Source organism: Methylocystis sp. (assembly GCF_051062815.1).
Taxonomy (GTDB): domain Bacteria; phylum Pseudomonadota; class Alphaproteobacteria; order Rhizobiales; family Beijerinckiaceae; genus Methylocystis.
Map to the genome: position 1 here is coordinate 29,666 of NZ_JBPFDU010000004.1, position 25,392 is coordinate 55,057.

A 25,392-nucleotide genomic window follows, 5' to 3' on the forward strand; every position below is an offset into this window, starting at 1 on the left:
ATGGAGCCCGCCATTCCGCCGATAGAGGACGGCGCCGAACGTGACAAGTTAGAGATCGCGATCGACGATTGCGTGCGTCGTTTCTACGCGAAGGGCGCCGAAGATCCGCTGTTGGCTCCAATCTTTGCGACGATCGACGGTCTCGACCAGCATATGGAGATCGTCGCGAATTTCTGGTCCAGGACCTTGCTCGGCACGGAGCGCTATCAGGGCCAGCCTTTCGCCGCGCATATCAATTTGCCGATCGAGCCTCAGCATTTTACGCGCTGGCTCGAAATCTTTAGTGAAAGCGCCAATGAAGCGCTGCCGAAGACGCAGGCCGAGCAGGCGATCGCCAAAGCCGCCCACATGACGCAATGTTTCCAGTCGGGGCTGTTTCCCTTCGTCGACGCCGATGGAAAGCCGTCGCGCGTTCCGGCGCAATAGCGTCCATCAGCCGCCCACGAGCGTTAGTCGACCGCGATCATCACATCCGACGACTTGATGACCGCTTTGACCTTGGACCCTTCGCGGAGTCCAAGTTCCTCGACGGATTCGTTGGTGATTGAAGCTGTGACCGTCAATCCGTTGACGTCAATCGTCACATGCGCCGTGGTTGCGCCCTTCTGGATGTGCTTGATCGTCCCGGGAAGGCAGTTACGCGCGGAAATCTTCATGCCGTCGGCTCCTAAGAAAAGTGGTTATCGCTATGGCCTCCCCTCGACGGCGCCCGACGTCCTTACGGCTGCGGCATAATAATCAGCCGCTCTCGCCGGGTTTCCTTCGATGAAATGGGACTGCACGATCGCGTCTATATCATCGGCAAGGCGCGGCGCATACCAAACGCCTGCTGCATAAACGACCAATAACTATCCAGTCTGTTGCACATCTAGGCAGCAGCGCTCTCAAGGAACAGTCCTCGTAGATATCGGTCGCGTGTCCGCCCCCAATTCATCAAAGATTGCGCTCAACACGTCGCGCCGCTGCGTAGCGGCGGGAATGCGCTAATAATGCACTGAGCGCGACAGAACCGCGCCACGGCGGCGAAATGCCGCATAACGCGCGGAAGCCCTGCAATTCCGCTACCGGTTTGTTACGATGCGCGCGGCGCTTAGCGCATCGGAAATCTTCGCGCCGGCGTCGGCAAGGCGACATCAATGTCGGTAGCGGCGAGAGCGCGGTTTGGATGGAGCCGGTCGCCGATCAATCGGGCGGCGGCGCCGGAGGAGACGGCAGAAGGCGCAAGAGTTCATCAAGCCCGCGCCAACGCCAATCTCGACGCGAGTGCAGGCCATTGTTTTCGTGACACTAAGGACTCAAGGGCAGCATGGCACGATGTTTGCGTCGAAACTGTCGAAAACACCCACGCATGTCGTGAGGCTAAAACGTATGGGTTTGCAGCTGGCAGGCGGCGCGTGCGCGCCGAAGGCGCGCGAATTCGATGTGAGAGACACCGCTCTCGTCGGCATCTACGAAATATCGAAGCTCCTGGCGTCGCCAAACCGTCTGGAAACCACGCTTGCGGGCGTGCTGGCGCTGCTTTCGAGCTTTCTTGATATGCGCCATGGCTTGGTCGCGCTGCTCGACGCGGCGGGCGGGCCCGAGGTTGTGGTCGGGTCGGGCTGGAGCGAAGATTCCGCCAAGCGTTTCTTCGACCGGCTGCCCGAACGCGCCGTGGGACAGATCGTTGCGACGAAAATGCCGCTCGTCGTCGAGAACGTCGCAGCCTCACCGCTCTTCCAAGGCTCCGACTTTTCCGAATGGGGACCGACCGACGGCCGGCCTTTCTCACTGATCGGCGTCCCTATCAAGGAGGGCGACGCCGTTGTCGGCACGCTGACGGTGGATCGCGTCTACGACGAACGTTCAGTGACGCTATTCGACCATGACGTGCGCTTCCTGACGATGATCGCCAATCTCGTCGGCCAGACCCTTCGACTGCACAAGCTCATCGCACGCGACCGTGAACGTTTGATGCAGGAAAAAGCCTGGCTCGAAAAAGGCGACCGCCTTCCGCAGATTGAAGCCAAGATCAGCGGCATCAACGGCGTTGTCGGCAACAGCCCGGCGCTGCGCGCGGTGATCGATAAGATTCGCGTCGTCGCCAAGGCCAAGTCCACCGTCCTTCTGCGCGGCGAATCGGGCACCGGCAAGGAGCTGTTTGCCGCGGCGATACACAATCTCTCGCCGCGCCGCTCAAAACCCTTCATCAAGCTGAATTGCGCGGCTCTCCCCGAGAGCGTGCTGGAGTCGGAGCTCTTCGGCCATGAGCGCGGCGCTTTCACCGGCGCAGTGAACATGCGCAAGGGCCGTTTCGAACTGGCCGACGGCGGCACATTGTTTCTGGACGAGATCGGCGAAATCACGCCGGCGTTTCAGGCTAAGCTGCTGCGCGTTTTACAGGAAGGCGAATTCGAACGGGTGGGCGGCACGCGCACGCAGAAGGTCGACGTTCGACTCGTGTGCGCGACGAACAAAAATCTCGAAGAGGCGGTCAAACGCAACGAATTTCGCGCCGATTTGTACTATCGCATCAGCGTCGTGCCCATTTTCGTGCCGCCGCTGCGCGACCGCAAGGGCGATCTCGAACCTCTCGCCAATGAATTTCTGCGTCGCTTCAATGCGGAGCAAGGCGGACGGCTGAGCTTTTCGGAATCGGCCCTTCACGTGCTCACCGCCTGCGCCTTTCCGGGCAACATCCGAGAGCTGGAAAACTGCGTGTTTCGGACAGCGACTTTGGCGCAAGGGAATGTCATCACCGACAAGGACTTCTCCTGTCGCAACGACGGCTGTCTCTCTTCGGTGCTTTGGAGCGGCTCGCTGGAGCGTTCAGCGCCTCATGCGCCCGTCGCAATCTTGCCGACCCTGGCGCCGCCGCGCGACCGTCAGCCTGCACCGCCGCCGCCACCGCCGATGACCACGAGTGAGCGCGCCCACGCCGACTCTTCGCCCGAGACCTGTCCCGGCGCGGAAAATTGCACCGCCGTGGAGCGTGACGGACCTTCCGATCGCGAACGATTGGTCGACGCCATGGAGCGCGCGGGCTGGGTCAAGGCGAAGGCGGCGCGGCTGCTTGGGCTCACCCCTCGTCAGATCGGCTACGCGCTGCAAAAACATGGCGTCGAAGTAAAGAAGTTCTGAGCGCCTCGGCGCTGCCAGGACCTCGGCAATTTGCCTGAAAGGCGACAATCGTGGCGTGCCGTCGGTCCTCAGCGAGCGCCGCGCGCCAAAGCCGGCGCCCTCGCCCTTTCAGCAGTCGCTCGCATCAATTGAGACGTCGGCGATCATCTCGCCCTTATTGTCCTTCAGCGAATATCGGATGATGGCGCCGCTTGAGCGGTGATTCGGCATCGTCAGACACACGCGCTCCTGCAGCTGGGTCTTCAAATCGGCGAGCTTCTTGGCATTGCCGATCAGAGTTCTCGCCGCTTCATCGTCGACGATCGTATAGCTGTAATTGAAGGCGTTGCCCGGACCCGCGGTCGCCTTATCGAGACGAACGCCCTCGCTGACCATTTCCGGAAGCGTCGCGTTCACCTCTGCGGCTTCGCGCTCCAAAGCCAGCGAAAGAGGCTCCAGCGGCTCATCGACATTAAGGCTTTCCCGGTATTGCCTCGCGAGAAGGAAAGCCGTCGCCACGACAACGATCAGCGCAGCCGCTTCCCAGACTCCCAGCCATGATTTCGTATCGCTCTCGTCCCTCACAGCGCCCTCGCTCCAACCCGCATCGATTTTGTCTCGACGAAGCGCGTTGCGCAAGACGGCGGCCATATTAGTTTTTCAGTGCACCTTGAATTCCTTGTCGAGGAGCTTCAACTCAGCCGGTTTGATGAGGTTCGAATGCGCGACGGTGACGGAATGCAGCGGGCCATCGAGGCTGCGCATCCAGAAATCGAGAAATTTGCGCAGCTCCGGAAACTCGGGATGCAGATCATATTCCTGCCAGATGTAGGATTGGATGATCTTCGGATAGTCCGGCAGACGATAGAGAATATTCGCCGTCGTCAGGCCGTAGCCTTGAAGCTGCAAACGGAAGCCGCTGGACGCCATGGCCTGCTCCTTGACGATCTGATTCCTTTCAGATTAGGAGCAAATCCTCGGAGCGCAAGCGCCAGGAAAGGCAAAGGCCTGAAAAAACAATATGCTATCAGCAGCCGTGCGTGAGTGCCAAAAATGCAGGGCTCAATCCCGGCGCAGCTCAGAGAAGTCTGCATTCGGAAGGCAGACAGAAAACAGCAGCGCCGTCGCAAGCGACGGCGCCAGCTCAGTTTACTCGGTCGACCAGGCGCGGCCTGCTGCTTCAGATTGGGCGAGCCCGATATCGAACCGACGCGACAGGCTGATCAGATCTCAGCCGATTCGTAGCTGGTGATTTCCATACCGACGCAGATTTCGACGATGATCGGTTGCGACCAGGCCATGGCGTTGCTCCTCCAATTTACGTAGTCCGCCCGATACGACGGCTCCGGTAGAGAATAATGAACGGCGCGTATCGTTACACCTTCAAAATTTCGCCATCCACGCTTCCAACATTTCCCGCTCCTGACGGGCGTCGGGCGCATATGCTCCTTGTCTCAATCACTCGCCGTCGTCCCGCAGCGGAAGCGACACCGTAATCCGCGTGCCGTCGGACTCCCGCCTTTCGATTCGCTGCGCGCCGCCCAGCGCGCGCACGCGCTCATTCATGCCAAGCAGACCCATGCCTGGAGCAAAGCGCTCCGAAATGCCGACGCCATTGTCCTCGATCGTGATTTTCAGTTGGGGCGGCGCTTCCGCGTCGAACCCGGAGGAGTCCGCTGACGCGTCCAAGCCGAATTCCAGAGTGACCTCGCCCTTATCCGCGCCCGCGTGGCGGAAGATATTGGTTACGCCCTCCTGCACCACACGGTAGGCCGCCAGCGCCGTCTCCTCGTCGAGGGACGAGAGATCGTGGCGAGCGACGAGCCGCAGATCGACCTCGGGATGGGTAAGCGCCCATGAGGCGAAGAGCGCCTTCAGCGCCGGTTCCAGACCAAGTTCCTCGAGGCCTTTTGGCCGCAGCCGTCCAAGCAGGCCTCTGAACAGCGCTTGAAGCGACTCGCTCGCCTTGTCGATCGTTACGCTCATCTGTTTCAGTCGGCCCAGATCGGGAGCGGGATGCGAGAGAAGCTCCTGTAGCGCGGCAGACGTTGCGCGTATCGAAAACAGACAAGGACCGGCTTCGTCATGCAGATCGCGCGCGATATCCTTGCGCTCGCCTTCCTGCACCTGAAAAAGCCTATCGACGAGTTCGCGATTCTCCTGCTTGACGCGATCAAGCGTCGCGCCGAGCGAATTCAGGGCGGCGGCGATCGATCGGAATTCCGTCGCGCCGCTGACCGACAGGCGCACGCCGCTCTTGCCTGTCTCCAATTGCGCCAGGCCGGACTTCAGCGCATCGAAAGGCGCAAGCGAGTAGCGCAGGAACAGGAGCACGAGCGTCAGGAAGATGATCGTGACGGCGAGGCTGATCGCCGCAAGCCATAGCATGTCGGACCAGATCTCTTCGAGTTCGTCGAAGGGGTTCGAGATCACCACAATATTGCTGTAAGCGCGCCCGCCGACGATCACGGGAATTGTCAAGACGCGCGGCGAGGCGCCAACGAGCTTCACAAACCATTCCGGAACTCCTCGATCGGAACGACGGATCTTCTCCAGCCAATCGCGCGGAGCGGTCTCGTTGGCGGCGAGGATCTCGACATCGGCATGGCGAAGGTTCCCCAGCGACGCGTAGAGACGCCGCAACGCGGGGAGCGGATCTTCGTTTTCGGGAAGATTTGCTATCGTTGTTAGGACAACTTCCCGCATCAATCTGAGATTGCTTCCCGCTTCCGCGCGCACGCGCGGGCCGGCGTGAAGAAGCTGGATTGCAAGATTGATCAGCAAGGTCGCGATGAGCACGACGCCGATCAATCCGCCCAGTCTGGCTTTAAGCGAAACCCCGCGCATGATGAACGCCCTCGTCTCCATGCTTAACCGCTGACGTCCATTTACAGTCGATTGACAAGACTAGCGGTTTTCCCAACATAGGTTCAGGCTCTCAAACAAGCGAATAAGGATGCGCATTCTCATCGTCGACGACCACCCCATGGTGATCGAGGGCTGCCGCGGCATGCTTTCGGGACAAAAAGACATCGAAGTGCTCGAGGCGCATGACGCCAACGAGGCGCTTGACTCCTACGCGTCCGCAGCGCCCGACGTCGTGGTGCTCGACATTAATCTACCCGGCGTCTCCGGCTTCGAACTGCTGCGCCGCATCTTGAAGCGGGACGCGAACGCTCAAATCATCATTTTCACCATGAACGACGATCCGGTATTTGCGGCGCGGGCGATCGAGGGCGGGGCGCGCGGCTATGTCGCGAAGAGTGAGGACCCGCGCGTCTTTATCAAGGCGATCCGCGCCGTCGCGGCGGGCGAGCGCTATCTGTCGAACACTCTCGCGCTCAAGCTCGCCTTCGCCGACCAGAGCCGCGCCAGCAACCCCCTCGACGCGCTGAACGGCCGGGAAATCGAGATCCTGCGCAATCTTGCCGACGGCAAGGATATGACCGAAATCGCGCATATTCTGAAGGTCTCCTACAAGACCGTCGCGAATAATTGCATTCTGCTGAAGCGCAAGCTCGGCGCGCGTTCGAAAGCGGATCTTCTGCGTATCGCCGTCGAAAACAAGGTTGCGATGAAGCTTGTCTAGAGCGCTTCCCGATCACATGGAATCATGTGATCGATAAGGAATCGCTCAAAATCAAAACGTCGGAGCAGGTTCTCATCGAAAAAGTCTGTCAACTTTTTCGGAACCTGCTCTAGGTGCCGCTATCTGAATTGCTTCTGCGTTCGATAACGGGCGGCGAGCATCCGCAGCGCCGCCTCCCGTTCAGCCCCGCTGTGGCGCAGATTGTAATAGTGCTGGCAGACCTCGCCATAGGTCTGCTTTTGGCCGGCGGTCGCGGCGATCGCGACAAGCGAGCTGATCAATTGCGCGAAGTCCTCGGCATGGCCGTCGGCCGCGAGCATCTGCCCAACCTGAGCGGTACGATTCGCGAGCATGCGGTCGGACTCGAGGAAATGCGGCTGCGCCGAGAGCAGAGCCGCGCGTATGCGCTCTACCGCAGGTTCACGCACGCCGACGGCGCCGCCGGCTTCGCGTTGCGCCAGCCAGAGCGCAGGTTCCGTGCGATCGGTGGCGCGCAGCCAGACGTCAGCGCCCCTACGCGCCTCAGACTCGATCAGATCATCCTGTTCGGCGGCGCGCCGCTCTTCGCCGCATGAGGCGAAGAGCGCGCAGACGCCTGCAAGAAGGATCGCTCCGCGAAAGCGCATCGCAGAGCTACTTCCCTTCCACTTTCTTCTTCAGGCCCTGGAGACCGTCGCGCAAGTAGCTCGCCATCGCCGTGCGCGCGGCGTCATCATTGAGGTTTTCCGGCGGCTCATTGCTGGTGTCGCCGCGATAGAGACGGCCATACCATTTCACCAGACTCCCTCCCGCCGACGCAGGTTCGATCGTGAAGGTGACGGTGTAGGAACTTACGGGCAGCGCATCGAGATTTGGATCCGACATGCGCCAGGACAGTTTGAACGCCGAAGCGTCATATTCATCGAGCCCTTCCTTCAGAACGCCGCCCTTCTTGAGGGTGATTTCGCGCTCCGCGCCGGCGGCGTCTCCGCCCTTGGCGGCTACGCTCTGTACGTCAGGGTGCCAGTTCGCGAGCCCGTCGAACTTACCGGCTACAGCCCATACGGCCTTGGGATCGGCGGCGATGACGATCGTCTCGTCCACCTTGATCGGCGTCGGTCCGTGCGCGAGCGCAGGCGCGCAAATCAGAAGGGCGAAGAGCCCCAGCAGCTTCCTCATTTGGATCTCCTTGGTTGTGGAAAGCGGTAGAACGGCGCGGCGCGGCGCATTTGAATGAAAGCCTGCGCGAAAAAAGTTGCGGCGACGGCCATGAACGTGAGAAGCGCAGCTGCTACGCCAAAGAACGGGCGCAGGTCGAGCGCTGCTTGACGCGGTCGGACGGACGCGACCGCGGCATAGTCCTTCCACAGTCGCTTGCCGTCTTCGAGAGGGGCGTAGGAAAGCCCGGTCTTTTCGGCGAGCGAACGAAGATAGTCCTCCTTTACGGAAGATAGATGCTCGATGCCGACCGCCGCACTGGCGCCGAACGGCGCGTTGCGGGCGTTGTAGCCCTCGCGCCGCTCCGCGCCTTCAGGCGGCAAGCCGAAGCGGCTCTCGTGCGGAACGTCGTCGGCGCCGAGGAATCCGACCTCGCGGCCCCTATCGTCAAATTTCGGGATGGGCGAAAGCTCATAGCCGCCGACGCCGACGACAAGGCCGCGCACCTCGCCCGCACGCCCTTCGAACGTCGGCGCGCCACGCGCGGGAAGCGGCGGCGCTTCCTGGCCATCGCTGAAAAACAGCAGGTCGCTTTTCAATTCCCTCGCCATAGCGATGGCGCGAAAAAAGCCGGCCGAAATTCGGCTGTCGCCTTCCCAGGCCATGCGCCAGTCGAGCGCCTCAATCGAAGCTTGTAGAGGCGTGAAATCCGCGCAGACGTCGATCGGTTCGAACAGCAGGAATGGCCTGCGTTCGGTAAAAACGCCGAGAGCGACATGCGATGGACAGGGCAATTCCGCGAGCATGGCGCGAAGCGCGGCTTTCACGGCGTCGAGACGACTGACCGGCCGGCCGGAGGCGGCGTAATCGCGAACATTCATGCTGCCGGTGATGTCGACGATGGCGAGAAAATCGAATGACGGACGCCGGATCATAATCTTTGGCGCGAAGAAAGTGGCTGCGAGCGACAGCGTCGCCAACGCGAGAAGAGCGACGCGGGGATCGCGCACATCCGGGCGCATCACGGCAGTCCTTTCGGTTTGCCGGGAATATCGGTCCAGAGCTTCTTGGGATCGGCGCTCAGTTCGTCGCCGCTCTTTCTCTCGAAATCCGGAAAATCCCGGACGAGCCGCGCCGCGACGTCGAGATTGAACTTCGCGTCCCAATAGTCGGGCGCGAGCTGCAGCGCACGTCGATATTCGCGCTTGGCGAGATTGACGAACGGATTAGCCGCTTCGAGTTCCGAGCGCTCGACATGATCAAACGCCTTGCGCAGCAGCGCGTTCGCCAAGAGATAATGACCCCGCGCGCGCGTTTCGATGCGCCCGCTACGATCGAGCGCCTCCACCAAGGCTCGGGCGCGATCGATTTCGCTTCGCGTCGCAAGGAAGGCGACGCGCGCGAGAATAGTTTCCGGCCTGTCGTTCGCGTCGACGGCGACGTCGCGGCCCTCGCGCATCGCTTCGATCGCATCGTTGGCGACGACGGCGCCGCGCCATTCGGCGAGCAATGCAGCCGTCGTGAGGATAAGCGCGAGAAAGAGCGCGACCAGAATCGTCGATTTCGCTTCACGCCAAAGCGCGCGCGCCTTGTTGCGCAGGATCGTGATCCTCGTCTCGAAGGCCATCATCGCGCGTTGTCCCCGACGCTCAGCCTGACCTCCGCGAGCTTCGCCGCGAGGAGAAGCAGCGTCGCGGCGAGCGCCAGCACGAAGCCCCACGCGCTCAGATCCGTGCGCGGCAATTTTTCGACATATCGGACGGGATGGCGTTCGAGCCTGTCGATCTGTTTTAAGGCTTCCTCCGTCGCCTCGACGCCCTCAGCCTCAAAGGCCTGGTAAGGAACGCCGAGCGATTTGAAGAAGAGATCGAGATGACGTTCTGGCGCTGCCTGTGGCGACTCATCGTCGTCCCCCGTCTGATCGGAGATGCCTCGGCTGCCTTGGGTGCGCAAGAACAGCCAGCAAAGGCTGACGTTCGTCTTGCGGAATTCCGCCTTTAAATCGTCGCGCAGCTTTGGATCGATGACGCCGGCGCCGTCGGATATCAGCAGGACCGCGCGCGACAGATCAGCCTGGCTCGTCTTGAACATCGAGAGCGCCATGGCGAGCCCACGCGCGATATTCGTATAGTCGAGGCCCGGGCGGTCGATCGCGTCGATGGCCGCTTCGGTGGCGCCGATATGGTCCGAAATCGGCGTCACCAGCATCGGCGCCGTCGAAAACGCCGCGACGCCCACGAGATCGTGACGGCGCGCTTCGACAAAGCGCTTGAGAATGCGCCTTGCCGCAGCGGCTTTCGACTCCTCGTCCCCAGACGGCGTTCGCCCCGCGAAGGTCTCGTTCATGCTGCCGCTGCGGTCGATCAGCATGACGATCTGCGCGCCCTCGGAAAAGCGCTCGACGTCCGCGCCTGCGACATAGGGGCTGGCGGCGCCGAGTAGGCTGGCGCCGATGGCCACGACGCCGCAGAACTTCAGAAGAATGCCGGCGACGATGGAAAGGCCGTCGACCGGAGCTGCGAGGAGCGAGGGGATCGTCGCGCCGCGCAAGACGGACCGCAGCAGCGGAAGCAGCGCCAGAGGCGCCAGGAACAGCGCCTCAAGGTGATCAAAGCCGACGGCGCTCATCCTGAGCGCTCCCGCCTGGCGAGCCTGCCGACAAATTGCGCGAGCTGCTCGGCGGCAAAGTCGTCGTCCTTGGAGCTTTCGCCGCCGAAAAAACGCCGCTTCGAGGTTTCGAAAAATAGCTCGAAATCGACGCGCAGCGGCTTGAATTCCGGATGTCTGCGGAGGAACTCCGGAACGTCGCCTGACAGCAGAATTGCGCCATTGGCCCGATCGAGCGCGCGATGCACCGATTGAATCGCCACGGCGAGATTCGCGTCATCGGCGGCGCGCCGCGTCGAGATTTGACGCGCGAGCGCTGAGAAAACTCGCGCCTTCCGTTGCTGGAAGGGCGGCCAGGCGCGATCCCGCGCGACAAGAGCGAGCGCCAGCAGGGCGGCGGCGGCGGCGCCGAACGCCAGATTAAGCGGCGTGGCTTCATCAACGAATGCCGACGAACCGTCTGGACGCAGATAATCCGACGCCTGCTCTTGCTTCTGCGGCGCAACCTCCCGCAAAGGAGAAACGCCAATCCTCCATGCGGGAACGGCCACGGTCTGCGCGCCCGTCGCGGTCGAAATGGAGAGTTCGAACCCAGGAATCTCGATGTCGCGCGCATCGAGCGCGACATAGAAATTCTGATATGTGAGATCGAGACGCCATAGGCGCGCGCCGTTTTCTGACGTCTCGGTAAGTTTGACGTCCCTTAGATCGAGCGAACCGGTGAGCGGACCGGGATTGGGCAAGGAGGCGCGCGAAAGCACGGCGTCCGCGGGCGCGGAGACGTCGATGCGCGCATGGATGAGATCGCCTACGAAATAGCCGAACGGGCGCGCCGAGTGGATGCGCACCGTCGTTTCCTGCGCACACGCAGGAAACGTCGCGGCGAGCATCAGGGCGACACATGCAATGCGCATCGCAGGCCTCACGCCGCCGTCAGCCGCATGCTGAGATCGCTGGCGTCGAAACTGTCTTGGATAAAAATCGGCGCTCGGCTGCGTCTTGAAGACGCGCGGGCGAGACTTCGGCGACGGGACTGCTCGGCTTCGACCCAGCGCCGCTGGAGCGCGGGCCGCATCAACAGGAGCGGCCGGCGGCCGCTCTCGCTGTCGCAAAGCTCCAGCGCGCCCCATTTCGGCGGCGCGGCTTCGAGAGAGTCGATCAGAACGAGCGGCGCGACGTCATGTAGTGAAAGCGCCTCGAACGCCTGCTCGATCAATTGCGCGGGCCAGCGAAAATCGGAAATGAGAAGCACCAGCTTGCGTGTGGCGCCGAGAGCCGCGGCGGCGTCGAGCACGCCTTTAGCGCTCGATCCGCTGGGCGTTTCGACGCCGATCCTTTCGACGGCGGCGAGCGCCGCCCTTCTCGAACGGGTCGCCGGTAGCGTCGCGCCACCGATCAGCGTTTCCCTGAAAGCGAACGCGCCAAAGCGATCGCCGTTGCGCGTCGCTGAATACGCCAGCGCGCCGCAAAGATCGACGGCGACCTGAAATCGGTCGACGGCTCCGGCGAACCCCATCGACGCGGAAAGATCCACGAGCGCGTAAACGTCGATCGCCGCCCTTTGCTCAAAGCGGCGCACGACGGTTACGCCGAACGGATCGCGCAGCGTCGCGCGAAGGTCGATGCGGCGCGCGTCCGGATAGCGCATGAAAGGCGCCTGGTCGCGAAAGACTCCAAAGCCGCCGACCTCGCTCGACGTGTGAGCGCCGACGTGGTTGGCGGCAAAGCGACCGCGCGGTCGATATAGGATATCGACGATCGTATTCATGGCACGGGCGTCGCGTCGAAAGCCGCGCGGCACAGCCGCTTGACGATATCGTCGCCGCGCAGAGCGTGGATCGGATCGACAAAGATGCGGTGCGCCATGACTTCAATGAAGACATCGCGCACATCTTCCGGAACAAGATAATCGCGCCCTTCGAGCCAGGCGCGCACGCGCGCGGCGCGCACCAGCGCCGCCAGTCCGCGCGGACTCGCGCCGCCCTTGACGAGACTGTCGAGGTCGACGTCCGGCAGCGACACGCCGGCCGAACTTGGCTCGACAAGCGCCTGCCAGAGGTTCAGCACGTAGCGTTCAAGCGCGTCGCTCGATCTCACATGTGTCTGGATCGCGCGCGCGATGGCAGGCGTCTCGCGATAGTCCAGCGTTCCGGGGTTCACCCTCTCGAGCAGGGTTTCCGTATCATGGAACGCTGGATCGAAAACCAGCCTGCGGCGCGCGTCCTCATCGTCCGGCGCGGCCATAAGAATTTCCATGAGAAATCTGTCGCGCGCGGCCGCCGGCAGTTCGAAGGTTTCTTCCCGCTCCACCATGTTCCGATCAGCGAACACATTGAGATAGGGGAAGTGATGCTCGCGATTGAACGCCGACACGCTGCGCTCGGCCATCAGCCGCAGCAACAGCGAATGAACCTGCGGGCGCGCGCGGTTGATCTCATTGAAGAAGAAGACCGGCAGCGTCTCCGCCAGGCGCAGAAGCTCGGATGGATCGACGCGCGGCCGACCGTCTTCGCCAAGATAGGTATGATAAAGAATGTCGCTCGGCATCATGTCGACCGTGCCTTCGACGCGAGCGAAATCGCCGCCAAGCGCGCGCGACACGGAACGCAGCAGCGTCGTCTTGCCGACCCCGACATCGCCCTCGATCAGCACATGGCCGCGCGCGAAAATGCAGATGGTCACGAGCCTGACGACGCGCGCTTGCCCGATGACTGCCTTTTGAATTTCCTGTTCAAACTCAAGGGCGCGCGCGCGCCAATCGGAGAGCTTCTGGACGACGTGCAGAGTTTCGTTCAAGGCCTGACCTTAGCGCGCCAAACAAAAAGAGGCGGCCACGATCTCGGGAATGGGACCGACGCGTGTTGTCGAATACGCCGGCTCCAGATCGTGGCCGCTAGATCATCGCGCTTTTGTCGCGATGAAACTTATTGAGCAATCTTGCTCACGTCATATTCCCACTTGCCGGTCTTCTTGAAGTTCTCGACCCGCTTCTTGTTGCGTGCTTCCATAGCCTCAACTGACGCTTGCTGCTTGGCGATTTCCTTGGGGTCGTGTTTGGGATCGTATTTCGACCCCTCGACCTTGTCCGGGAAGCCGGGCTTGGGTTCCCAGCAATTTCCGGGCGCCTTGCACTTGGTGCCGTCATAGGCGAGCGCGCCGCCGGCGCCAAACAAAATGCCGACGGCAAGCGCCGCGGCGAAATGCATCTTACGCATCAGTTTCCTCCCTTTACGAGGCTCGCGCCTCCTTGTTTGCGTCCCCGGGCGACGGAGACGTGAAAACTACTTCGCTTTTGGCTGGCATTGACCGGGCGGATTATCCGGCAACGTCTCGTGACCGGCGTAGGGCTTGAACTGCTTGCGCTGCTCGGCGGTCAGCCAAGTCGCCTTTTCGGGCTCCTCCTTGAAGAGGTGACGGACCCAGGCCATAACTTTCAGCATTTCGTCGAGCGTCAGATTCTCATACTGCGGCCCCATGGACGCTTGCGCGCCGCCGTAGATCGTCGAGAAAAATCCTTCGTCGGTTTCGTTCTGCGGATAGCTGTAATAGGAGTCGTTGAGGCCAGGGCCGATCTTTCCTTCGCCGAGGTGGCCATGACAGCCGGAGCAGGCGGACAGAAAGAGCTGTTCACCCTGTTTGAGACAGCTTACATCTTCGTTATAGGGATTCTTGCCGGACGCCATGAACTGCTTGACGCCCTCGGTGTCCTTTCCCTCGGGCAGCGCGTCATTGAAGTTCAGCACCTCGCCCGTGATCGTGTTGCGGAATGTGATCCCTGCGGTCTGCGCGATGGCGCCGAGCGCAACCAAACAGGCCGCGGCGCCGATGAGGGACAGGGAAACGCTTCTTTTGCTATTCGACACGTATTTCGTCCTGCTTTTCGTTTGCGCGCGGCGCATCATTGGGTGACGGGAAGAAGAGGAACGCCTTCCACTTTGAGGATTTCATCGATCTTTGGCCGAGCAGCGACGAGCGCCTGATTGATTTCAGCCAGCAAGGCTTTGTCGTCGCGCCGCACCGCGACCGATTGATCGAAGCGCTGCGGCACTTTTTCGCCATTGCTCTTCGCCGCATCGTCTTCGATCAGCGTCATCCGCAGCGGAGCCGATGACGCCTTGACGTAGCGCGCGACGTCTGGGGCGAAGCCGACCGCCACATCGGCGGCGCCGCTGACCACCTCGCCAACCATGCGAGCGGGATCAATCTGCGTGTATTGATTGCGCGCCGATTTGAAATTCACCAGCGAATAGAGATAGGCCATGTTGTCTTCATATTGGCCCATGTCCTTGAGCAGCGTTTCGCCCGGAGAGCCGAAGGCGACGGCGATGTGGCCGAGCTTCTTCAAGCGTGGATCGGACCAGGATTTGATGTCGAGGTCGCGATCGGCGCGGCTGACGAAGACATAACCGGTCCGATAGTAAGGCTTCGACGTCGCGACGCGCGGATCGCCGGTATCAAGGCCGATGACGACGTCGCAGAGCTTCTTGTCGAGAGAATCGCGCACGAGATAAATCGCCGGCCGCTGCGACCAGACGAATTGCGCCTTGCGTTTCATGGCGTCGGCGAGCGCAACGCCGATCTTGTTCTCAAGTCCCGAGCCGTCTTCCATCGAGAGCGGCGGCTGGTTCTCCGCCGCGCAGATGCGAAGCGTATTGGGATCTGACGGCTCCGCCGTCGAAGCGGTGGCGGCGTTCGAGACGGCGTCGCCGGAAACGCCAAGCGAAGCGCCTTCTGCGCTCATGGCCGCAAGAGCGATGACGAGCGCGCAGCATGCGCCGATGGGCAAGCGAGTGAATCGCGACATGGCTTTCTTTCCGTGATCATTTCGATCGCCTGTTCGGACGCATGGGGGCGCGTCCGAACAGGCGTCTCGTAACCGCCTCAGGCGGATGAGATCGATGGAACGAACGGCGACTAGTTCGCCTTGTATTCGCCCACGCTCAGATCGTCGTAGGGGCCTTTGCCGTCGAGCGAGAACACCATCACGCCGCCGCCCATCTGCGTGTAATTGGCGAGCTGCTTGAAGGCGCCAACCGCGCCCAGACCGGCCGTCGGATCCTGGAGATCGAACACGAGGCCAACTCCCGGCCAACCGCCGACGCCATACATGATGGCGAGATATTCAACGCCCTTGTGCTGATAGACGATCGGATGACCGATGACGCCGGACGGCAGCTTGAACTTCCACAGCAGTTCGCCGGTGTCGCTGTGACGGGCCTTGATGAATCCGTCGAGCGTTCCGTAGAAGACGACATTGCCGGCGGTGGCGGCGGTGCCGCCCCAAACAGCGAAGCGCTCCATCTTCTCCCATTTGAACTTGCCGGTGATGGCGTTGTAGGCCTTGATCTGGCCGAGGCCTTCAGCCTTCTGACGATCGCCCTTCGGACCCGGGAACATGTTCAGCGTCGCGCCGACGAAGAACTGACCCGCGCGATAGGGAAGCATGAAGGGCTCCCAGTCCATGCAGATGTGGTTCACGCCGAGGAAGAACAGCTCCTTGTTCGGATCATAGGAGTCGAGGCCCTGGTTGTGATAGCCCATCGCCGAGGGACAGATGTCCTTGGCGAGATGGTCCATCCGCGTGCCATATTCCGGATCGCGCACCGGCAGACCACTCTTCAGATCCACCTTCTTGAACACATTGACCGTGTCGTCGATCTTGTCGGCGGAGACCAGCGTGCCGTCGGTACGGTCCAGCGTGTAGACGATGCCGTTGCGGTCGGGATGGGTCAGCAGCTTGCGAAGCTTGCCGTCCTTGTCCTTCTGCTCGCTGAGCATCATGAAGTTGATGCCGGCGTAATCCCATTCATCATGCGGCGTCTTCTGATAGCCGAACTTCGCCTCGCCCGTGTTGAGATCGCGGCCCCAAATGGTCATCGTCCACTTGTTGTCGCCAGGACGCATGGTCTCGTTCCACGGCGCCGGATTGCCGCTGCCGTAGTAAACGAGGTTGGTGCCCGAATCGTAAGCGAACCAGCCCCAATTGGTGCCGCCGCCGATCTTCCAGGCGTCGCCTTCCCAGGTCGCCGTGCCGAGGCCCTTCTGGCCGTAGTGTGGATTGGCCTTGTTGAAGTCGTCGCCGATCAGCACATCCGAATCCGGACCGGTGGCGTAAGCGCGCCACTTCTGCTCGCCGGTGCGCACGTCATAGGCGGTCATGTAGCCGCGCACGCCCAGTTCCGCGCCCGAGCTGCCGATGAGCACAATGTCCTTATAGATGTGCGGCGCGACGGTCAGCGTGGAGCCAACCTTGAAGTCGGAGTTTTCGATCTTCCAGTATTCCTCGCCGGTGTTGGCGTTCAGCGCGACGACATGGCCGTCGAGCAGCGTCTTCACGACCAGCGCGGGCGCCTTGCCGTCGCCGGGCCAGTAGGCGAGACCACGATTGACGATGTCGCAACAGGCGACGGCGCGCGCCGCGGCGTTCTGCTTGGGCTTATGCTGCCAGAGAATGCGGGTCGGATCGTCGAGGTTGAGCGCGAACGTATTATTGGGGAAAGACGTGTGAACATACATTTTGCCGTCGATGACGATCGGCGAACCCTCGTGACCGCTGAGCAGGCCGGTCGAGAACGACCAGGCGACCTTGAGGTTCTTGACGTTATCGGCGTTGACCTGGGTCAGCGTGCTGTAGTGGTTGGAGCTGTAGTTCTTGCCCTGCATGGCCCAGTTGTCTTCGCTCTTCGTCAGAGCTTCGAGCTTATCCTCGGCAGTCGCAGCGGACATCGTCACGATCGGCGCCGCGATCAGCACGGACAACAGGGACACGGAATTCAGCAATTTCCTCATCGACGAGTCCTCCTGCAACCTCGCCCGGACGCCTTCACGGCGTCTTCGACGGCGACGTCGCCCCGCAAATAGACGGCAAAATGCAAGCCGCCATGGTTCATTGACGGTCGCTTATTCTCGCTGCGCGTTCGCGCGCAAATTCGAGAGACGATCCGCCGGCATATAAGTTTAAGCGCAAGGCCGAGTCTTCACGATTTATCGGTAATGTGTCTCGGGAAAGATTGGCATGTCTGTTACCCATGCTTCCTGACGTTGTGGCGCTTGACGCAAAATCGCGCACAGATTTTGTTGACGGGCGATTATCCCCTCCTCACCAGAAGCATCGAATGCCAAAAACTCTTGAGCCAATGTATACGCCTGCGCGCCGTCATCGCCTGTTCACTCCGGCGAATCTGCGCTCGTCGCCTCTTCCGCTCGCCCTGGTCATGCTCATGCTGCTCGGCGCGGCGCTTGCGCGCATCGGCGCGCAAACAGCCCACGCCGCGCTTTACCCCGACGACAGGCGGCAAGCGATGACCGAGGCTGACGCCAGTCGCTTTGCCGGCGCCGGCGTGCTCATGTGCTACTCCGATTTCGGAACGCTGGAGCGTGCGGCGGCCGCCTGGCTCATCGGTTCGCATGACCTCGTCGTGATGAATGCGCATAATTTCGTCGACCGGCGTCTCGCCCCAACGCATCCGGTGACGAACTGCTTCTTCAGGATCGCCGGCGGCGATTATTATTTCGACGAGAACAGCCTGCGCATCGGCGCATCCGTCGAGTCGAAGGCCTTGCACATCACTGACGACTGGGCGTTGCTGCATCTGCTTCAGCCGACGCCTGAAGCCGTGAAACCGCAGCCCGCGCCGGACGCGAGCGATATCGCCACGGGCGCGCGCTTCAAGGTCGTGATGGTCTCGCCGGCCGGACATTCCAATTCCAGCCTCGCGGCCACCACTGAATCATGCGATGTTTATCGCGTCGACGAACCCACCGAAGGTCATATTCGTCGCGTGCGTCACGACTGCAATGACGGCTATGGCGGCTCGGGTTCCGGCCTGTTCACCGAAGACGGCCGTCTGATCGCCTTGCATAGCGCGTCGCTCGACATGAATCAGAAGCGGCCTTTCGATATCGAGACGCATTTCGGTTCGGCGATGCTTTTCGAAGGCGAACTCGCCGAGGCGATCCGTGACGCCGCGTCGAAGCCGCGTTAGCTCATTCTTTTGGTGGAATCGTCCGTATCCAGGCGACAAGCGCGTCGAGATCATCGGGCGACATTTTCGAAAAATGCGCCTTGGAGAGCGTCGACATCGGCGGCCTCAGCGGCGCGCCATCACGCGCCACACCCTGTGTGATCGCGCGCTTCAAGTCATCGTCCGACCAGGCGCCGACGCCCATTGCCGGATGGGACGTGATGTTGGAGGCGACGACGACGCCGGCGGCGTTGCGGAAGGACTTTCCCCCCGCGCCGAGACGATTTTGATAATCAGGCGCGCCGTCGATTTCCTCGCTGTGGCACGACAGGCAGCGGGCGAGCGACGCGACATAAAGGCCCCGCGTGTTTTTGTCGACAAGAGACGCTTCATCGAAGGGGGCCGCCGCTCCGGGCATCGGGTGGGGCGTCCATTCGCCGCTGCGCTGCTGTGGCGACTGAAGCGGCGCGCGGATCGGCGTCGCCGAGCGCAGAAAAGCGATAATTGCGTCAAGATCGCTCGGCGTTAGCGGCTTATACGAGTCCGATGGCATGACGGGCGCAAGGCGACCATTCCGGCCAATGCCGTCGACGATCGCCGCGCGCAATTCTTCGTCGGTCCATGCCCCGACGCCGGTCTCTCTATCTGGAGAAATGTTCGGACCCCGCACGACATAGGTTTTGTCGGAAAATGTCTGCGCGCCGCCGGAAAATCGATTGGAGAGATCGTAGCTCGCGGCGCCGCGCGGCGTATGGCAGTTATCGCAGGCGGCTAGCGCGTCCACGAGATAGCGGCCGCGTTCGATTTCGCCTGCATCGGCGGTAGGACCGATCAGGCAGAATGCGAGCAGAGCGACTGGCATAGCCAGACACGATGGCGGACCTTTGGCGCTCATGATGCGGACGCGTTGTTGGCGGATACGGCGCACTTAACGCAACCTTCTCTTTGCGTCTCGCGGAAATATTCCCTGACGAAGCAGGAAAGTTGAGCACGACGCCGCAGGGGTCAGCGCCCGAGAGAAAGGTTCGAGCCATCGAGGACGGCGTAGTCGAAACGTGCGCCGGTGACGATCGCCGCGGTGAAATTGGCGCCGGTAAGAACCGCATGCGTGAGATTGGCGCGCGTAAGGTCCGCCCCGTCGAAATTGGCGTCGGGGAGTTCGGCGCGCACGGGAACCATACCCTGATTGGCGGGATCGGCGCCGAGATCCGCGCCGATCAGCTTCGCATTGTGGAAGTTCACGCCCTTGCCGCCGCCAATGATGCGCGCATTCGAGAGGTCGGCATCGCCAAAATTCGCGCCGTCGAGAAGCGCGGCATAGAGCGTCGCGGCTTTCATCCGAGCGCCCGAGAAGTCCGCGTTCTGCAAATCAGCGCGCGTGAAATTCGCGTCCGACAGATCGGCCTTCGCCAGCTTTGCGCCCGCGAGCTTGGTGGAGAAGAAGTCTGCGCCATGCATGTTAAGGCCGGACAGATCGACGCCTGAGAGATCGAGATTTGAAAGATCGATCGGCTCACCATGCGCTTCGGCGAGCTTTTGTTCGATCTCTGCGCGAGTAATCTCCGCAGCTAAGACGCGCAGGGGCGCGGCGACGAAAAGTAGCGCGCTCGCGGCAATTAAAAGGTCGCGACCGATCCACTTCAGATTGGGCGACTTCATCATTCGAATCCCCGGCATATGGCTCTGCAAAGCTATGTACGCCGGCGCAAAGACGCAACAGGACAATCTCCTGGGTACGCAGGGAAATAGTGGCAGCCATCGGCCACGGGGCTGGCAGCACGTAGATCGCCATGCGCTTTCGCGATAAGGAATTGAGATGCAACGCGCACAACTTTTTTCCTCCGGGCTCGTCGTCGCTCTCTTGTTTTTGGCGGGCGCGCATTCGCCTGCCGTGGCGAGCGACGCTGAATTGCCAAAGCGCCGGCCGGGCCTATGGCGCATTTCGACGATCTCGCCGGAGATCGGGCTGCAGACCAATGACGTCTGCATCGAAGAGGGCGATAGCATCATCGGCGCCCAGGACGAAAGTTGCGCGAAGCCTTCTGTTACGCACGCGAATGATCAGATCATCGTCACCATCGAATGCGGCCCGAAGGACGCGCGTGACGTCACGAGTCTGCTGTTCACCGGCGATTTCCAAAGCTGGTATCGCGCACAGTCGAAAACGACGGCGAGTTCCCGTCGCTCAGGCTTCACGATCGACGCGACGTTTCTGTCCGAACGCTGCGCGAACTAGCCGCTCCCGACAATCCCAGTCGGGACTGCCGCGCCGAAAGCCCTGCTCCGGCGAGATAGCAGGCGCAGGCGAGGCCGTTCCGCTGGCTCTGCTCCGAGCTTGGCAGGGCGAACGCGCGCACGCATCCTTTCGGACTTATACAGCCGACCGTTTGCGCGGGTTCTTGAAAAATTCGAAGCTTCGCTGCCGGAAATCGAGGCGCAATCGTCGGACATTTTTTGCCCGAGCGACGAGCACGCGGGCAAAGTCGAAGAGGCATCCGCCTATAGCTCAGCGCTTTTTCTGTAATGAGTGCAACCCGTCAAGCGCGCGGTTGACGGAGGTATGGAATTGCGTCGCTTTCTCGATCGGCACCGTGAAGATGGCGATCCCGAAACCTATCGCTGCGGCGATCAAAGCCGTGATGACGACAGAAACGAACCTGTACACGAGCGTCCCGCGACTGCGCGCCGGACGGACGTCTAAACGACTTTCGTATCCTTGAGCGTCTCTTACAATCTCGGGGGTTTTTTGCTCAAATACTTGCTCGTGGGCGTGCAAGATCGTTCCCGCCTGTGGCGGTTCAAACGCTGCCTGGACAAATTGCGATTGTTCGATCTCATGCGGGTACGCATGACTCTGATCCGGAGCGACGTCGTTCGCGACGCCCAAAACGACCTGTTCCTGCTCTTCCTCTCGCCGGGCGCGCGCCGCGGCCTCGACGCGTTCAGATCGCCGACGCTCTTCTTCTCTTTGTTCCACAGCGGCGAGTCTTTGCTCCAAAGCGGCAAATCTTTTTTGCAGAGCAGCGATCGTCCACTCGCTGCGCAGCGTCTCGTTGTCACGCGGCGGCGCCTCGGCTGGCGCGAACGGAGCCGCATCAACCTGCTCTCTTCCACGAAGATTTTCTTCTCTACGACGCTCTTCCTCCCTTTGTTTGAATGCGGCGAGAGTCCAGTCGCTGAGAAGGGTCGTGCTCATCTTTCACTCCAGTCTCTCGGTGTTCGCCAGATCAAACACCTCGCGTGGCATTGTCAGCATCGGAAAATCCCGTAGAAACTTTCAGGCTTGTCTCAACGGTTCAAAACATAAGGCTGGGACGATGTTTGACGTTTGTAAAGATGGGCGCGCGGCGCCGAGCAAGTGAACCCCTTCCGATCAAATTACGTCCTCCCGTAGGCAGAGCATCCAAATGTCGATCTTGTTTCAGCCCGTGCGTCTCGGCGAGATGGAATTGCCGAACCGTATCATCATGGCGCCTCTCACCCGCTGCCGCGCCAGCGAAGGGCGCGTCCCTAACGCGCTCATGAGGGATTATTATGTGCAGCGCGCTTCCGCGGGCCTCATCCTCTCTGAAGCGACATCCATCATGCCGATGGGCGTCGGCTATCCCGACACGCCGGGGATTTGGTCGGACGCGCAGACCGAAGGATGGAGACGGATCACGGAGGCGGTTCACGATTCTGGCGGACGGATCATGCTGCAGCTCTGGCATGTCGGGCGGGTGTCGCATCCAATCTATCTCAACGGCGCGCCTCCTGTCGGGCCGAGCGCGATCGCGCCCGCCGGACATGTGAGCCTGTTGCGCCCTTACCAGCCCTATCCGGTCCCCCGCGTCCTGGCGCTTTCCGAGATCGCGGAAATCGTTGCGGCCTATCGGCGCGCCGCGGAAAACGCCAAGGCGGCCGGTTTCGACGGCGTGGAGTTGCACGGCGCCAACGGCTATCTGCTCGACCAGTTTCTCCAGGACAGCGCGAACAGGCGAACAGACCGCTATGGCGGCCCGGTGGAAAACCGCGCGCGCCTCATGCTTGAAGCGACCGACGCCGCTATCGCCGTCTGGGGACCAGGCCGCGTGGGCGTGCATCTGGCGCCGCGCGGCGATTCCCACTCAATGGGCGATTCCGACCCCGAGGCGACCTTCGGATATGTCGCGCGTGAACTCGGCAAGCGTGGCGTCGCCTTCATCTGCGCCCGCGAACATGCGGGGCCCGACGCGCTCGGGCGCGTTCTCAAGGCGGAATTCGGCGGCGCCTATATCGTCAATGAAGGCTATGATGCTCAAGCCGCCGAAGCCGCGATCGTCGCGGGCGACGCCGACGCGGCGGCGTTCGGCAAGCTCTACATCGCCAACCCGGACCTGCCCGAGCGTCTTCGCAGGCATGCGGCGTTGAATGACCCCCAACCGGCGACCTTCTATACGAAGGGTCCGGTGGGTTACACGGACTATCCGGCCTGGAGCCCATCACATGGAATCATGTGATCGATAAGGAATCGCTCAAAATCAAAATGTTGGAGCAGTTCTCATCGAAAAAGTCTGAACTTTTTCGGAACCTGCTTGCGGCATGAGCGCGGTTCGCCAGCCGAGGGTGGCATTGTTGGCGGAGATGGAAGCGCAACTGGAGCCGGAAAAAATCGTCGGCCTGCACCCGGCCGCGCTTCAGCATTACGAGAGGCCGGTTGGACAGTTAAACGATGTTTTCGGCCGAGGGGTCACCCCCGACAACGCGGAGGCGGCGGAGAAAATCCGTGAACTGGTCGCGAAAGCAGTCGTCGCGCCCTCAGGCGACGGCTTTGCCATCCAGCTTCAGGGACGCCTTGCTTTGCTTATGGGCGCCCCGAATGTCTACCCCAACATGCGCATCGCCGCGTCGGTGATTTGGTAGCGGAGGAGGGACTCGAACCCCCGACACAAGGATTATGATTCCTCTGCTCTAGCCGACTGAGCTACTCCGCCCCGACCCGCCTGAGCGGTCTGGAAGAATTTGCGATATAGGTCGGCGTCCCCGCGCAAGTCAAGGCTGCGAATTGTAGCGCGATAATCACATTTGTAGCGCGGCAAATTAGATGAGAGTCCGCGACAGATCAGAATGGGGTCGCCCATCCTGGGTCGCGCCGGCGGGCTTTGAAGCCGCCCTTTAATATATTGGGCTGCCGACATTCTCAATTTTGCACACGGAAACGCTGACGCAATCAGTGCCAAATCGGCGCCACAGCGCTTGGGCAGAAACCATAACACATTGAAACTATTGTCTGATGACGCAGTCCCCCTGCGAACCGCACTCGCCTCTCCCTTCCCTGGCTCAAGAATAAAAATAGAAAGAAATTCAGCCTTCACCCCCATCGCCTGCGACAAAACCCACGTGATTTCAGCGTCATGACATCGATACCTGCTGCAAAAAAGCAGGGAAGCGTGTAGCCAGAAACAGGAGCCTGAGTTGAATTCCCGAAAACGCGGGCCTGTTATCAGGTGAATTTCTTGTCGTTAACCGGGACCGGATTGTCGCTAGGCGGAATACGATTGACCGTTATCTGAATTGCGATTGCCATCAAGCGGGATGAGCGCCGATAGGCGGGATACGAGAGTCGCTATCTGGAATGGCGGCGCCGAAGGCGGGACGGTGTTGTCGGCCTGGGGCAATGTCTTGCTACTGCGAATCGAACGGGATGATTCGGGGTTTTCGGCCCGACCCAACGGTCTGGGATGGCCCTCGACAAACTCTCGGCCTGGGTAGGTGTTGTGCAAGGCGGGCCGAATTTGTATCGAGGGGCGCAGTGGCCGCAAAGCAATGCGAGGTTTTTCCGCCGCGCGATCGGCGCGCCGATTCCTCTCCTTTTCCGATCGGCCAGCATTCACTTCGAGGGTTCGCGTCCATGCCGTTTGCATGGAGCGTGCGCAGCACAAGCAGTCAGTCCCTGACTCCAATAGCAGCTTCATCCCAATCGAGGCCTACTCCGGCGACAGCGGGTATATGCAACATCCCGTCTACGATCTCATAGGGCTGCTTCAGGATTGGATTGACCCAATTCTGCCACTCAAGCCAATGCGACGTTTCTGAAACCCGCATGACGTGGGCGCCGACCTCTGGATAGAGGTGCGTAGAAATGGGCGCCCCGAACGCCGCCGCAATGGCTGCCGATTTTAGCCAGCCGGTTACGCCACCGATCCTCATGAAATCAGGCATAACCAGGTCGCACGCCTTCATTTGAAGCGCACGGTGCAGATCCCGATGACCGTAGAAATTTTCTCCTATCTGCAACGGCGTTTTCAATTGCGAAGCGAGGCGCGCATATCCATCCAGATTGTCGTAAACGATGGGTTCCTCGATCCAATCCAGGCCCAAGCTGTCGACCGATTGGCATCTCACGAGCGCTTCAGCAAGATCGAGCCCTTGATTGAAATCCGCCATCAAATGAACGTCGGGGCCGACCGCCGCGCGCACCGCCTCGATCGCGCGCAAATCCTGATCTGCGGTTGTGCGGCCTAGCCGGATCTTCAGTCCGGCAAATCCTCCTTCTTGGATGAGTATCGCTGCTTCCTCCCCCAATTGCGCTGGATCAGTCAGCCAAAGACCGTTGCTGTTGTATGCCTTCACCGGCCCAACCGTGCCGCCGAGGAGCACGCACAACGGTAAATTCGCGGCCTTCGCCAAGGCGTCCCACGCCGCCATGTCGAGGCCCGAAACGGCGATCATACTCACGCCCTGGTAGCCAACGAAATGGAGAGACTTGCGGGTTAGCTCGAATATCTCGGTCGGCGCGACGGCATGACCCTCGAGAAGCTCGCCAAAATCCTCCAATGCGGCAACGATGTATTTCATCGCCTTTGCTGTGTACGGTTCGAGGTAGCTTCGCCCAACGACTCCTTCATTTGTGGACAGATCGATAAGGATCACAGGCCAGTCGGAGATCGTCGCTATTCTGGCGACGATCGGGCGTTCCAATTTGAGGATCAAGGGCCGCGCCCTGATGCTTTTGATTGTCAGTCGATCAAGCGCCAT

Annotated in this window: 28 protein-coding genes and 1 tRNA gene; 7 read left to right on the plus strand and 22 right to left on the minus strand. The window is 61.1% G+C overall.

What is annotated here, in order from left to right; translation table 11 throughout:
• Positions 1-426: a group III truncated hemoglobin gene (locus ACR65W_RS00445; protein WP_434499229.1), complete on the plus strand. Its 426-nt coding sequence runs from the start codon at positions 1-3 to the stop codon at positions 424-426.
• A 23-nt stretch (positions 427-449) separates the two neighbouring features.
• On the opposite strand, the gene ACR65W_RS00450 is transcribed toward ACR65W_RS00445, so the two are convergent.
• Positions 450-656, minus strand: a complete 207-nt coding sequence (locus tag ACR65W_RS00450; RefSeq protein WP_434499230.1) for a TOBE domain-containing protein — start codon at positions 654-656, stop codon at positions 450-452.
• 712 nt (positions 657-1,368) lie between these two features.
• On the opposite strand from ACR65W_RS00450, the gene nifA reads away from it, so the two are divergent.
• Entirely contained in the window at positions 1,369-3,120 is a 1,752-nt protein-coding gene (gene nifA / locus ACR65W_RS00455) for a nif-specific transcriptional activator NifA (protein ID WP_434499231.1), read from the plus strand.
• Positions 3,121-3,228: 108 nt separating this feature from the next.
• On the opposite strand, the gene ACR65W_RS00460 is transcribed toward nifA, so the two are convergent.
• From ACR65W_RS00460 to ACR65W_RS00475, 4 genes are all read right to left on the minus strand, one after another.
• Positions 3,229-3,750 carry a hypothetical protein gene (locus ACR65W_RS00460; protein WP_434502165.1) on the minus strand — a complete coding sequence of 174 codons (522 nt, stop codon included), beginning with the start codon at positions 3,748-3,750 and terminating at the stop codon, positions 3,229-3,231.
• 9 nt (positions 3,751-3,759) lie between these two features.
• Positions 3,760-4,029 (minus strand): usg protein, encoded by a 270-nt coding sequence (locus ACR65W_RS00465; RefSeq protein ID WP_123174873.1) that lies wholly within the window; start codon positions 4,027-4,029, stop codon positions 3,760-3,762.
• A gap of 293 nt (positions 4,030-4,322) precedes the next feature.
• Positions 4,323-4,541 carry a pyrroloquinoline quinone precursor peptide PqqA gene (gene pqqA, locus ACR65W_RS00470; RefSeq protein ID WP_434499233.1) on the minus strand — a complete coding sequence of 73 codons (219 nt, stop codon included), beginning with the start codon at positions 4,539-4,541 and terminating at the stop codon, positions 4,323-4,325.
• 16 nt (positions 4,542-4,557) lie between these two features.
• Positions 4,558-5,946: an ATP-binding protein gene (locus ACR65W_RS00475; protein WP_434499234.1), complete on the minus strand. Its 1,389-nt coding sequence runs from the start codon at positions 5,944-5,946 to the stop codon at positions 4,558-4,560.
• Positions 5,947-6,055: 109 nt separating this feature from the next.
• Between ACR65W_RS00475 and ACR65W_RS00480 the strand changes: the two genes are divergently transcribed.
• Entirely contained in the window at positions 6,056-6,688 is a 633-nt protein-coding gene (locus ACR65W_RS00480; protein ID WP_434499235.1) for a response regulator transcription factor, read from the plus strand.
• A 119-nt stretch (positions 6,689-6,807) separates the two neighbouring features.
• On the opposite strand, the gene ACR65W_RS00485 is transcribed toward ACR65W_RS00480, so the two are convergent.
• The 12 genes from ACR65W_RS00485 to ACR65W_RS00540 all read right to left on the minus strand — a co-directional run bounded on the left by ACR65W_RS00485 (position 6,808) and on the right by ACR65W_RS00540 (position 17,221).
• Positions 6,808-7,314 (minus strand): hypothetical protein, encoded by a 507-nt coding sequence (locus ACR65W_RS00485; protein WP_434499236.1) that lies wholly within the window; start codon positions 7,312-7,314, stop codon positions 6,808-6,810.
• A gap of 7 nt (positions 7,315-7,321) precedes the next feature.
• A complete protein-coding gene (locus ACR65W_RS00490) occupies positions 7,322-7,846 on the minus strand; it encodes an SRPBCC family protein (protein ID WP_434499237.1) in 525 nt (174 codons plus the stop codon).
• Complete coding sequence (locus ACR65W_RS00495; protein ID WP_434499238.1) at positions 7,843-8,847, minus strand: vWA domain-containing protein; 1,005 nt, start codon at positions 8,845-8,847, stop codon at positions 7,843-7,845. The genes ACR65W_RS00490 and ACR65W_RS00495 overlap by 4 nt, the downstream gene beginning before the upstream one ends.
• A complete protein-coding gene (locus ACR65W_RS00500) occupies positions 8,847-9,455 on the minus strand; it encodes an MxaK protein (protein WP_434499239.1) in 609 nt (202 codons plus the stop codon). Before ACR65W_RS00500 ends, ACR65W_RS00495 begins: the two co-directional genes overlap by 1 nt.
• The gene (locus tag ACR65W_RS00505; protein ID WP_434499240.1) at positions 9,452-10,453 is read right to left on the minus strand and encodes a vWA domain-containing protein; all 1,002 of its coding nucleotides are present in this window, start codon (positions 10,451-10,453) and stop codon (positions 9,452-9,454) included. Before ACR65W_RS00505 ends, ACR65W_RS00500 begins: the two co-directional genes overlap by 4 nt.
• Entirely contained in the window at positions 10,450-11,346 is an 897-nt protein-coding gene (locus ACR65W_RS00510) for a nonribosomal peptide synthetase MxaA (protein WP_434499241.1), read from the minus strand. Before ACR65W_RS00510 ends, ACR65W_RS00505 begins: the two co-directional genes overlap by 4 nt.
• Positions 11,347-11,354: 8 nt before the next feature.
• Positions 11,355-12,200 (minus strand): DUF58 domain-containing protein, encoded by an 846-nt coding sequence (locus ACR65W_RS00515; protein ID WP_434499242.1) that lies wholly within the window; start codon positions 12,198-12,200, stop codon positions 11,355-11,357.
• Complete coding sequence (locus tag ACR65W_RS00520; protein WP_434499243.1) at positions 12,197-13,228, minus strand: AAA family ATPase; 1,032 nt, start codon at positions 13,226-13,228, stop codon at positions 12,197-12,199. Before ACR65W_RS00520 ends, ACR65W_RS00515 begins: the two co-directional genes overlap by 4 nt.
• A 128-nt stretch (positions 13,229-13,356) precedes the next feature.
• Positions 13,357-13,647, minus strand: a complete 291-nt coding sequence (locus ACR65W_RS00525; RefSeq protein WP_434499244.1) for a methanol dehydrogenase [cytochrome c] subunit — start codon at positions 13,645-13,647, stop codon at positions 13,357-13,359.
• 66 nt (positions 13,648-13,713) lie between these two features.
• Positions 13,714-14,295 (minus strand): cytochrome c(L), periplasmic, encoded by a 582-nt coding sequence (gene moxG, locus ACR65W_RS00530; RefSeq protein ID WP_434499245.1) that lies wholly within the window; start codon positions 14,293-14,295, stop codon positions 13,714-13,716.
• Positions 14,296-14,330: 35 nt separating this feature from the next.
• Positions 14,331-15,236: a methanol oxidation system protein MoxJ gene (gene moxJ, locus ACR65W_RS00535; protein WP_434499246.1), complete on the minus strand. Its 906-nt coding sequence runs from the start codon at positions 15,234-15,236 to the stop codon at positions 14,331-14,333.
• 110 nt (positions 15,237-15,346) lie between these two features.
• A complete protein-coding gene (locus ACR65W_RS00540) occupies positions 15,347-17,221 on the minus strand; it encodes a methanol/ethanol family PQQ-dependent dehydrogenase (protein ID WP_434499247.1) in 1,875 nt (624 codons plus the stop codon).
• A gap of 326 nt (positions 17,222-17,547) precedes the next feature.
• Here ACR65W_RS00540 and ACR65W_RS00545 point away from each other — a divergent pair, with 326 nt between their 5' ends.
• Positions 17,548-18,417 (plus strand): trypsin-like serine peptidase, encoded by an 870-nt coding sequence (locus tag ACR65W_RS00545; RefSeq protein WP_434500657.1) that lies wholly within the window; start codon positions 17,548-17,550, stop codon positions 18,415-18,417.
• A gap of 1 nt (position 18,418) precedes the next feature.
• On the opposite strand, the gene ACR65W_RS00550 is transcribed toward ACR65W_RS00545, so the two are convergent.
• Both ACR65W_RS00550 and ACR65W_RS00555 read right to left on the minus strand, forming a co-directional pair.
• Complete coding sequence (locus ACR65W_RS00550; RefSeq protein ID WP_434502167.1) at positions 18,419-19,291, minus strand: c-type cytochrome; 873 nt, start codon at positions 19,289-19,291, stop codon at positions 18,419-18,421.
• A 110-nt stretch (positions 19,292-19,401) separates the two neighbouring features.
• Positions 19,402-20,058, minus strand: coding sequence for a pentapeptide repeat-containing protein (locus tag ACR65W_RS00555; RefSeq protein WP_434502169.1), 657 nt, complete (start codon positions 20,056-20,058; stop codon positions 19,402-19,404).
• Positions 20,059-20,212: 154 nt separating this feature from the next.
• Between ACR65W_RS00555 and ACR65W_RS00560 the strand changes: the two genes are divergently transcribed.
• Positions 20,213-20,632, plus strand: coding sequence for a DUF3617 domain-containing protein (locus tag ACR65W_RS00560; RefSeq protein ID WP_434500660.1), 420 nt, complete (start codon positions 20,213-20,215; stop codon positions 20,630-20,632).
• A gap of 270 nt (positions 20,633-20,902) precedes the next feature.
• On the opposite strand, the gene ACR65W_RS00565 is transcribed toward ACR65W_RS00560, so the two are convergent.
• Entirely contained in the window at positions 20,903-21,394 is a 492-nt protein-coding gene (locus ACR65W_RS00565) for a hypothetical protein (RefSeq protein WP_434500661.1), read from the minus strand.
• 409 nt (positions 21,395-21,803) lie between these two features.
• Between ACR65W_RS00565 and ACR65W_RS00570 the strand changes: the two genes are divergently transcribed.
• Both ACR65W_RS00570 and ACR65W_RS00575 read left to right on the plus strand, forming a co-directional pair.
• On the plus strand, positions 21,804-22,874 hold the full coding sequence (locus ACR65W_RS00570; protein WP_434500662.1) for an alkene reductase: 1,071 nt from the start codon (positions 21,804-21,806) through the stop codon (positions 22,872-22,874).
• 82 nt (positions 22,875-22,956) lie between these two features.
• On the plus strand, positions 22,957-23,277 hold the full coding sequence (locus ACR65W_RS00575) for a hypothetical protein (protein ID WP_434500663.1): 321 nt from the start codon (positions 22,957-22,959) through the stop codon (positions 23,275-23,277).
• On the opposite strand, the gene ACR65W_RS00580 is transcribed toward ACR65W_RS00575, so the two are convergent.
• Positions 23,272-23,348, minus strand: a tRNA-Met gene (locus tag ACR65W_RS00580). The genes ACR65W_RS00575 and ACR65W_RS00580 overlap by 6 nt on opposite strands.
• 952 nt (positions 23,349-24,300) lie before the next feature.
• Positions 24,301-25,392 (minus strand): enolase C-terminal domain-like protein, encoded by a 1,092-nt coding sequence (locus ACR65W_RS00585; RefSeq protein ID WP_434502171.1) that lies wholly within the window; start codon positions 25,390-25,392, stop codon positions 24,301-24,303.

What these genes read in the sequence shown, in the direction of transcription:
- ACR65W_RS00555 (WP_434502169.1), bottom strand. Translation starts at nt 20,058, where the DNA reads ATGATGAAGTCGCCCAATCTGAAGTGGATCGGTCGCGACCTTTTAATT.
- ACR65W_RS00560 (WP_434500660.1), top strand. Translation starts at nt 20,213, where the DNA reads ATGCAACGCGCACAACTTTTTTCCTCCGGGCTCGTCGTCGCTCTCTTG.
- ACR65W_RS00505 (WP_434499240.1), bottom strand. Translation starts at nt 10,453, where the DNA reads ATGAGCGCCGTCGGCTTTGATCACCTTGAGGCGCTGTTCCTGGCGCCT.
- ACR65W_RS00485 (WP_434499236.1), bottom strand. Translation starts at nt 7,314, where the DNA reads ATGCGCTTTCGCGGAGCGATCCTTCTTGCAGGCGTCTGCGCGCTCTTC.
- ACR65W_RS00515 (WP_434499242.1), bottom strand. Translation starts at nt 12,200, where the DNA reads ATGAATACGATCGTCGATATCCTATATCGACCGCGCGGTCGCTTTGCC.
- ACR65W_RS00475 (WP_434499234.1), bottom strand. Translation starts at nt 5,946, where the DNA reads ATGCGCGGGGTTTCGCTTAAAGCCAGACTGGGCGGATTGATCGGCGTC.
- ACR65W_RS00460 (WP_434502165.1), bottom strand. Translation starts at nt 3,750, where the DNA reads ATGGCCGCCGTCTTGCGCAACGCGCTTCGTCGAGACAAAATCGATGCG.
- pqqA (WP_434499233.1), bottom strand. Translation starts at nt 4,541, where the DNA reads ATGCGCCCGACGCCCGTCAGGAGCGGGAAATGTTGGAAGCGTGGATGG.
- moxJ (WP_434499246.1), bottom strand. Translation starts at nt 15,236, where the DNA reads ATGTCGCGATTCACTCGCTTGCCCATCGGCGCATGCTGCGCGCTCGTC.
- ACR65W_RS00480 (WP_434499235.1), top strand. Translation starts at nt 6,056, where the DNA reads ATGCGCATTCTCATCGTCGACGACCACCCCATGGTGATCGAGGGCTGC.
- ACR65W_RS00570 (WP_434500662.1), top strand. Translation starts at nt 21,804, where the DNA reads ATGTCGATCTTGTTTCAGCCCGTGCGTCTCGGCGAGATGGAATTGCCG.
- ACR65W_RS00525 (WP_434499244.1), bottom strand. Translation starts at nt 13,647, where the DNA reads ATGCGTAAGATGCATTTCGCCGCGGCGCTTGCCGTCGGCATTTTGTTT.
- nifA (WP_434499231.1), top strand. Translation starts at nt 1,369, where the DNA reads ATGGGTTTGCAGCTGGCAGGCGGCGCGTGCGCGCCGAAGGCGCGCGAA.
- ACR65W_RS00585 (WP_434502171.1), bottom strand. Translation starts at nt 25,392, where the DNA reads ATGGCGCTTGATCGACTGACAATCAAAAGCATCAGGGCGCGGCCCTTG.
- ACR65W_RS00540 (WP_434499247.1), bottom strand. Translation starts at nt 17,221, where the DNA reads ATGAGGAAATTGCTGAATTCCGTGTCCCTGTTGTCCGTGCTGATCGCG.
- ACR65W_RS00495 (WP_434499238.1), bottom strand. Translation starts at nt 8,847, where the DNA reads ATGCGCCCGGATGTGCGCGATCCCCGCGTCGCTCTTCTCGCGTTGGCG.
- ACR65W_RS00500 (WP_434499239.1), bottom strand. Translation starts at nt 9,455, where the DNA reads ATGATGGCCTTCGAGACGAGGATCACGATCCTGCGCAACAAGGCGCGC.
- ACR65W_RS00465 (WP_123174873.1), bottom strand. Translation starts at nt 4,029, where the DNA reads ATGGCGTCCAGCGGCTTCCGTTTGCAGCTTCAAGGCTACGGCCTGACG.
- ACR65W_RS00450 (WP_434499230.1), bottom strand. Translation starts at nt 656, where the DNA reads ATGAAGATTTCCGCGCGTAACTGCCTTCCCGGGACGATCAAGCACATC.
- ACR65W_RS00490 (WP_434499237.1), bottom strand. Translation starts at nt 7,846, where the DNA reads ATGAGGAAGCTGCTGGGGCTCTTCGCCCTTCTGATTTGCGCGCCTGCG.
- ACR65W_RS00575 (WP_434500663.1), top strand. Translation starts at nt 22,957, where the DNA reads ATGAGCGCGGTTCGCCAGCCGAGGGTGGCATTGTTGGCGGAGATGGAA.
- ACR65W_RS00510 (WP_434499241.1), bottom strand. Translation starts at nt 11,346, where the DNA reads ATGCGCATTGCATGTGTCGCCCTGATGCTCGCCGCGACGTTTCCTGCG.
- ACR65W_RS00445 (WP_434499229.1), top strand. Translation starts at nt 1, where the DNA reads ATGGAGCCCGCCATTCCGCCGATAGAGGACGGCGCCGAACGTGACAAG.
- ACR65W_RS00550 (WP_434502167.1), bottom strand. Translation starts at nt 19,291, where the DNA reads ATGAGCGCCAAAGGTCCGCCATCGTGTCTGGCTATGCCAGTCGCTCTG.
- ACR65W_RS00545 (WP_434500657.1), top strand. Translation starts at nt 17,548, where the DNA reads ATGCCAAAAACTCTTGAGCCAATGTATACGCCTGCGCGCCGTCATCGC.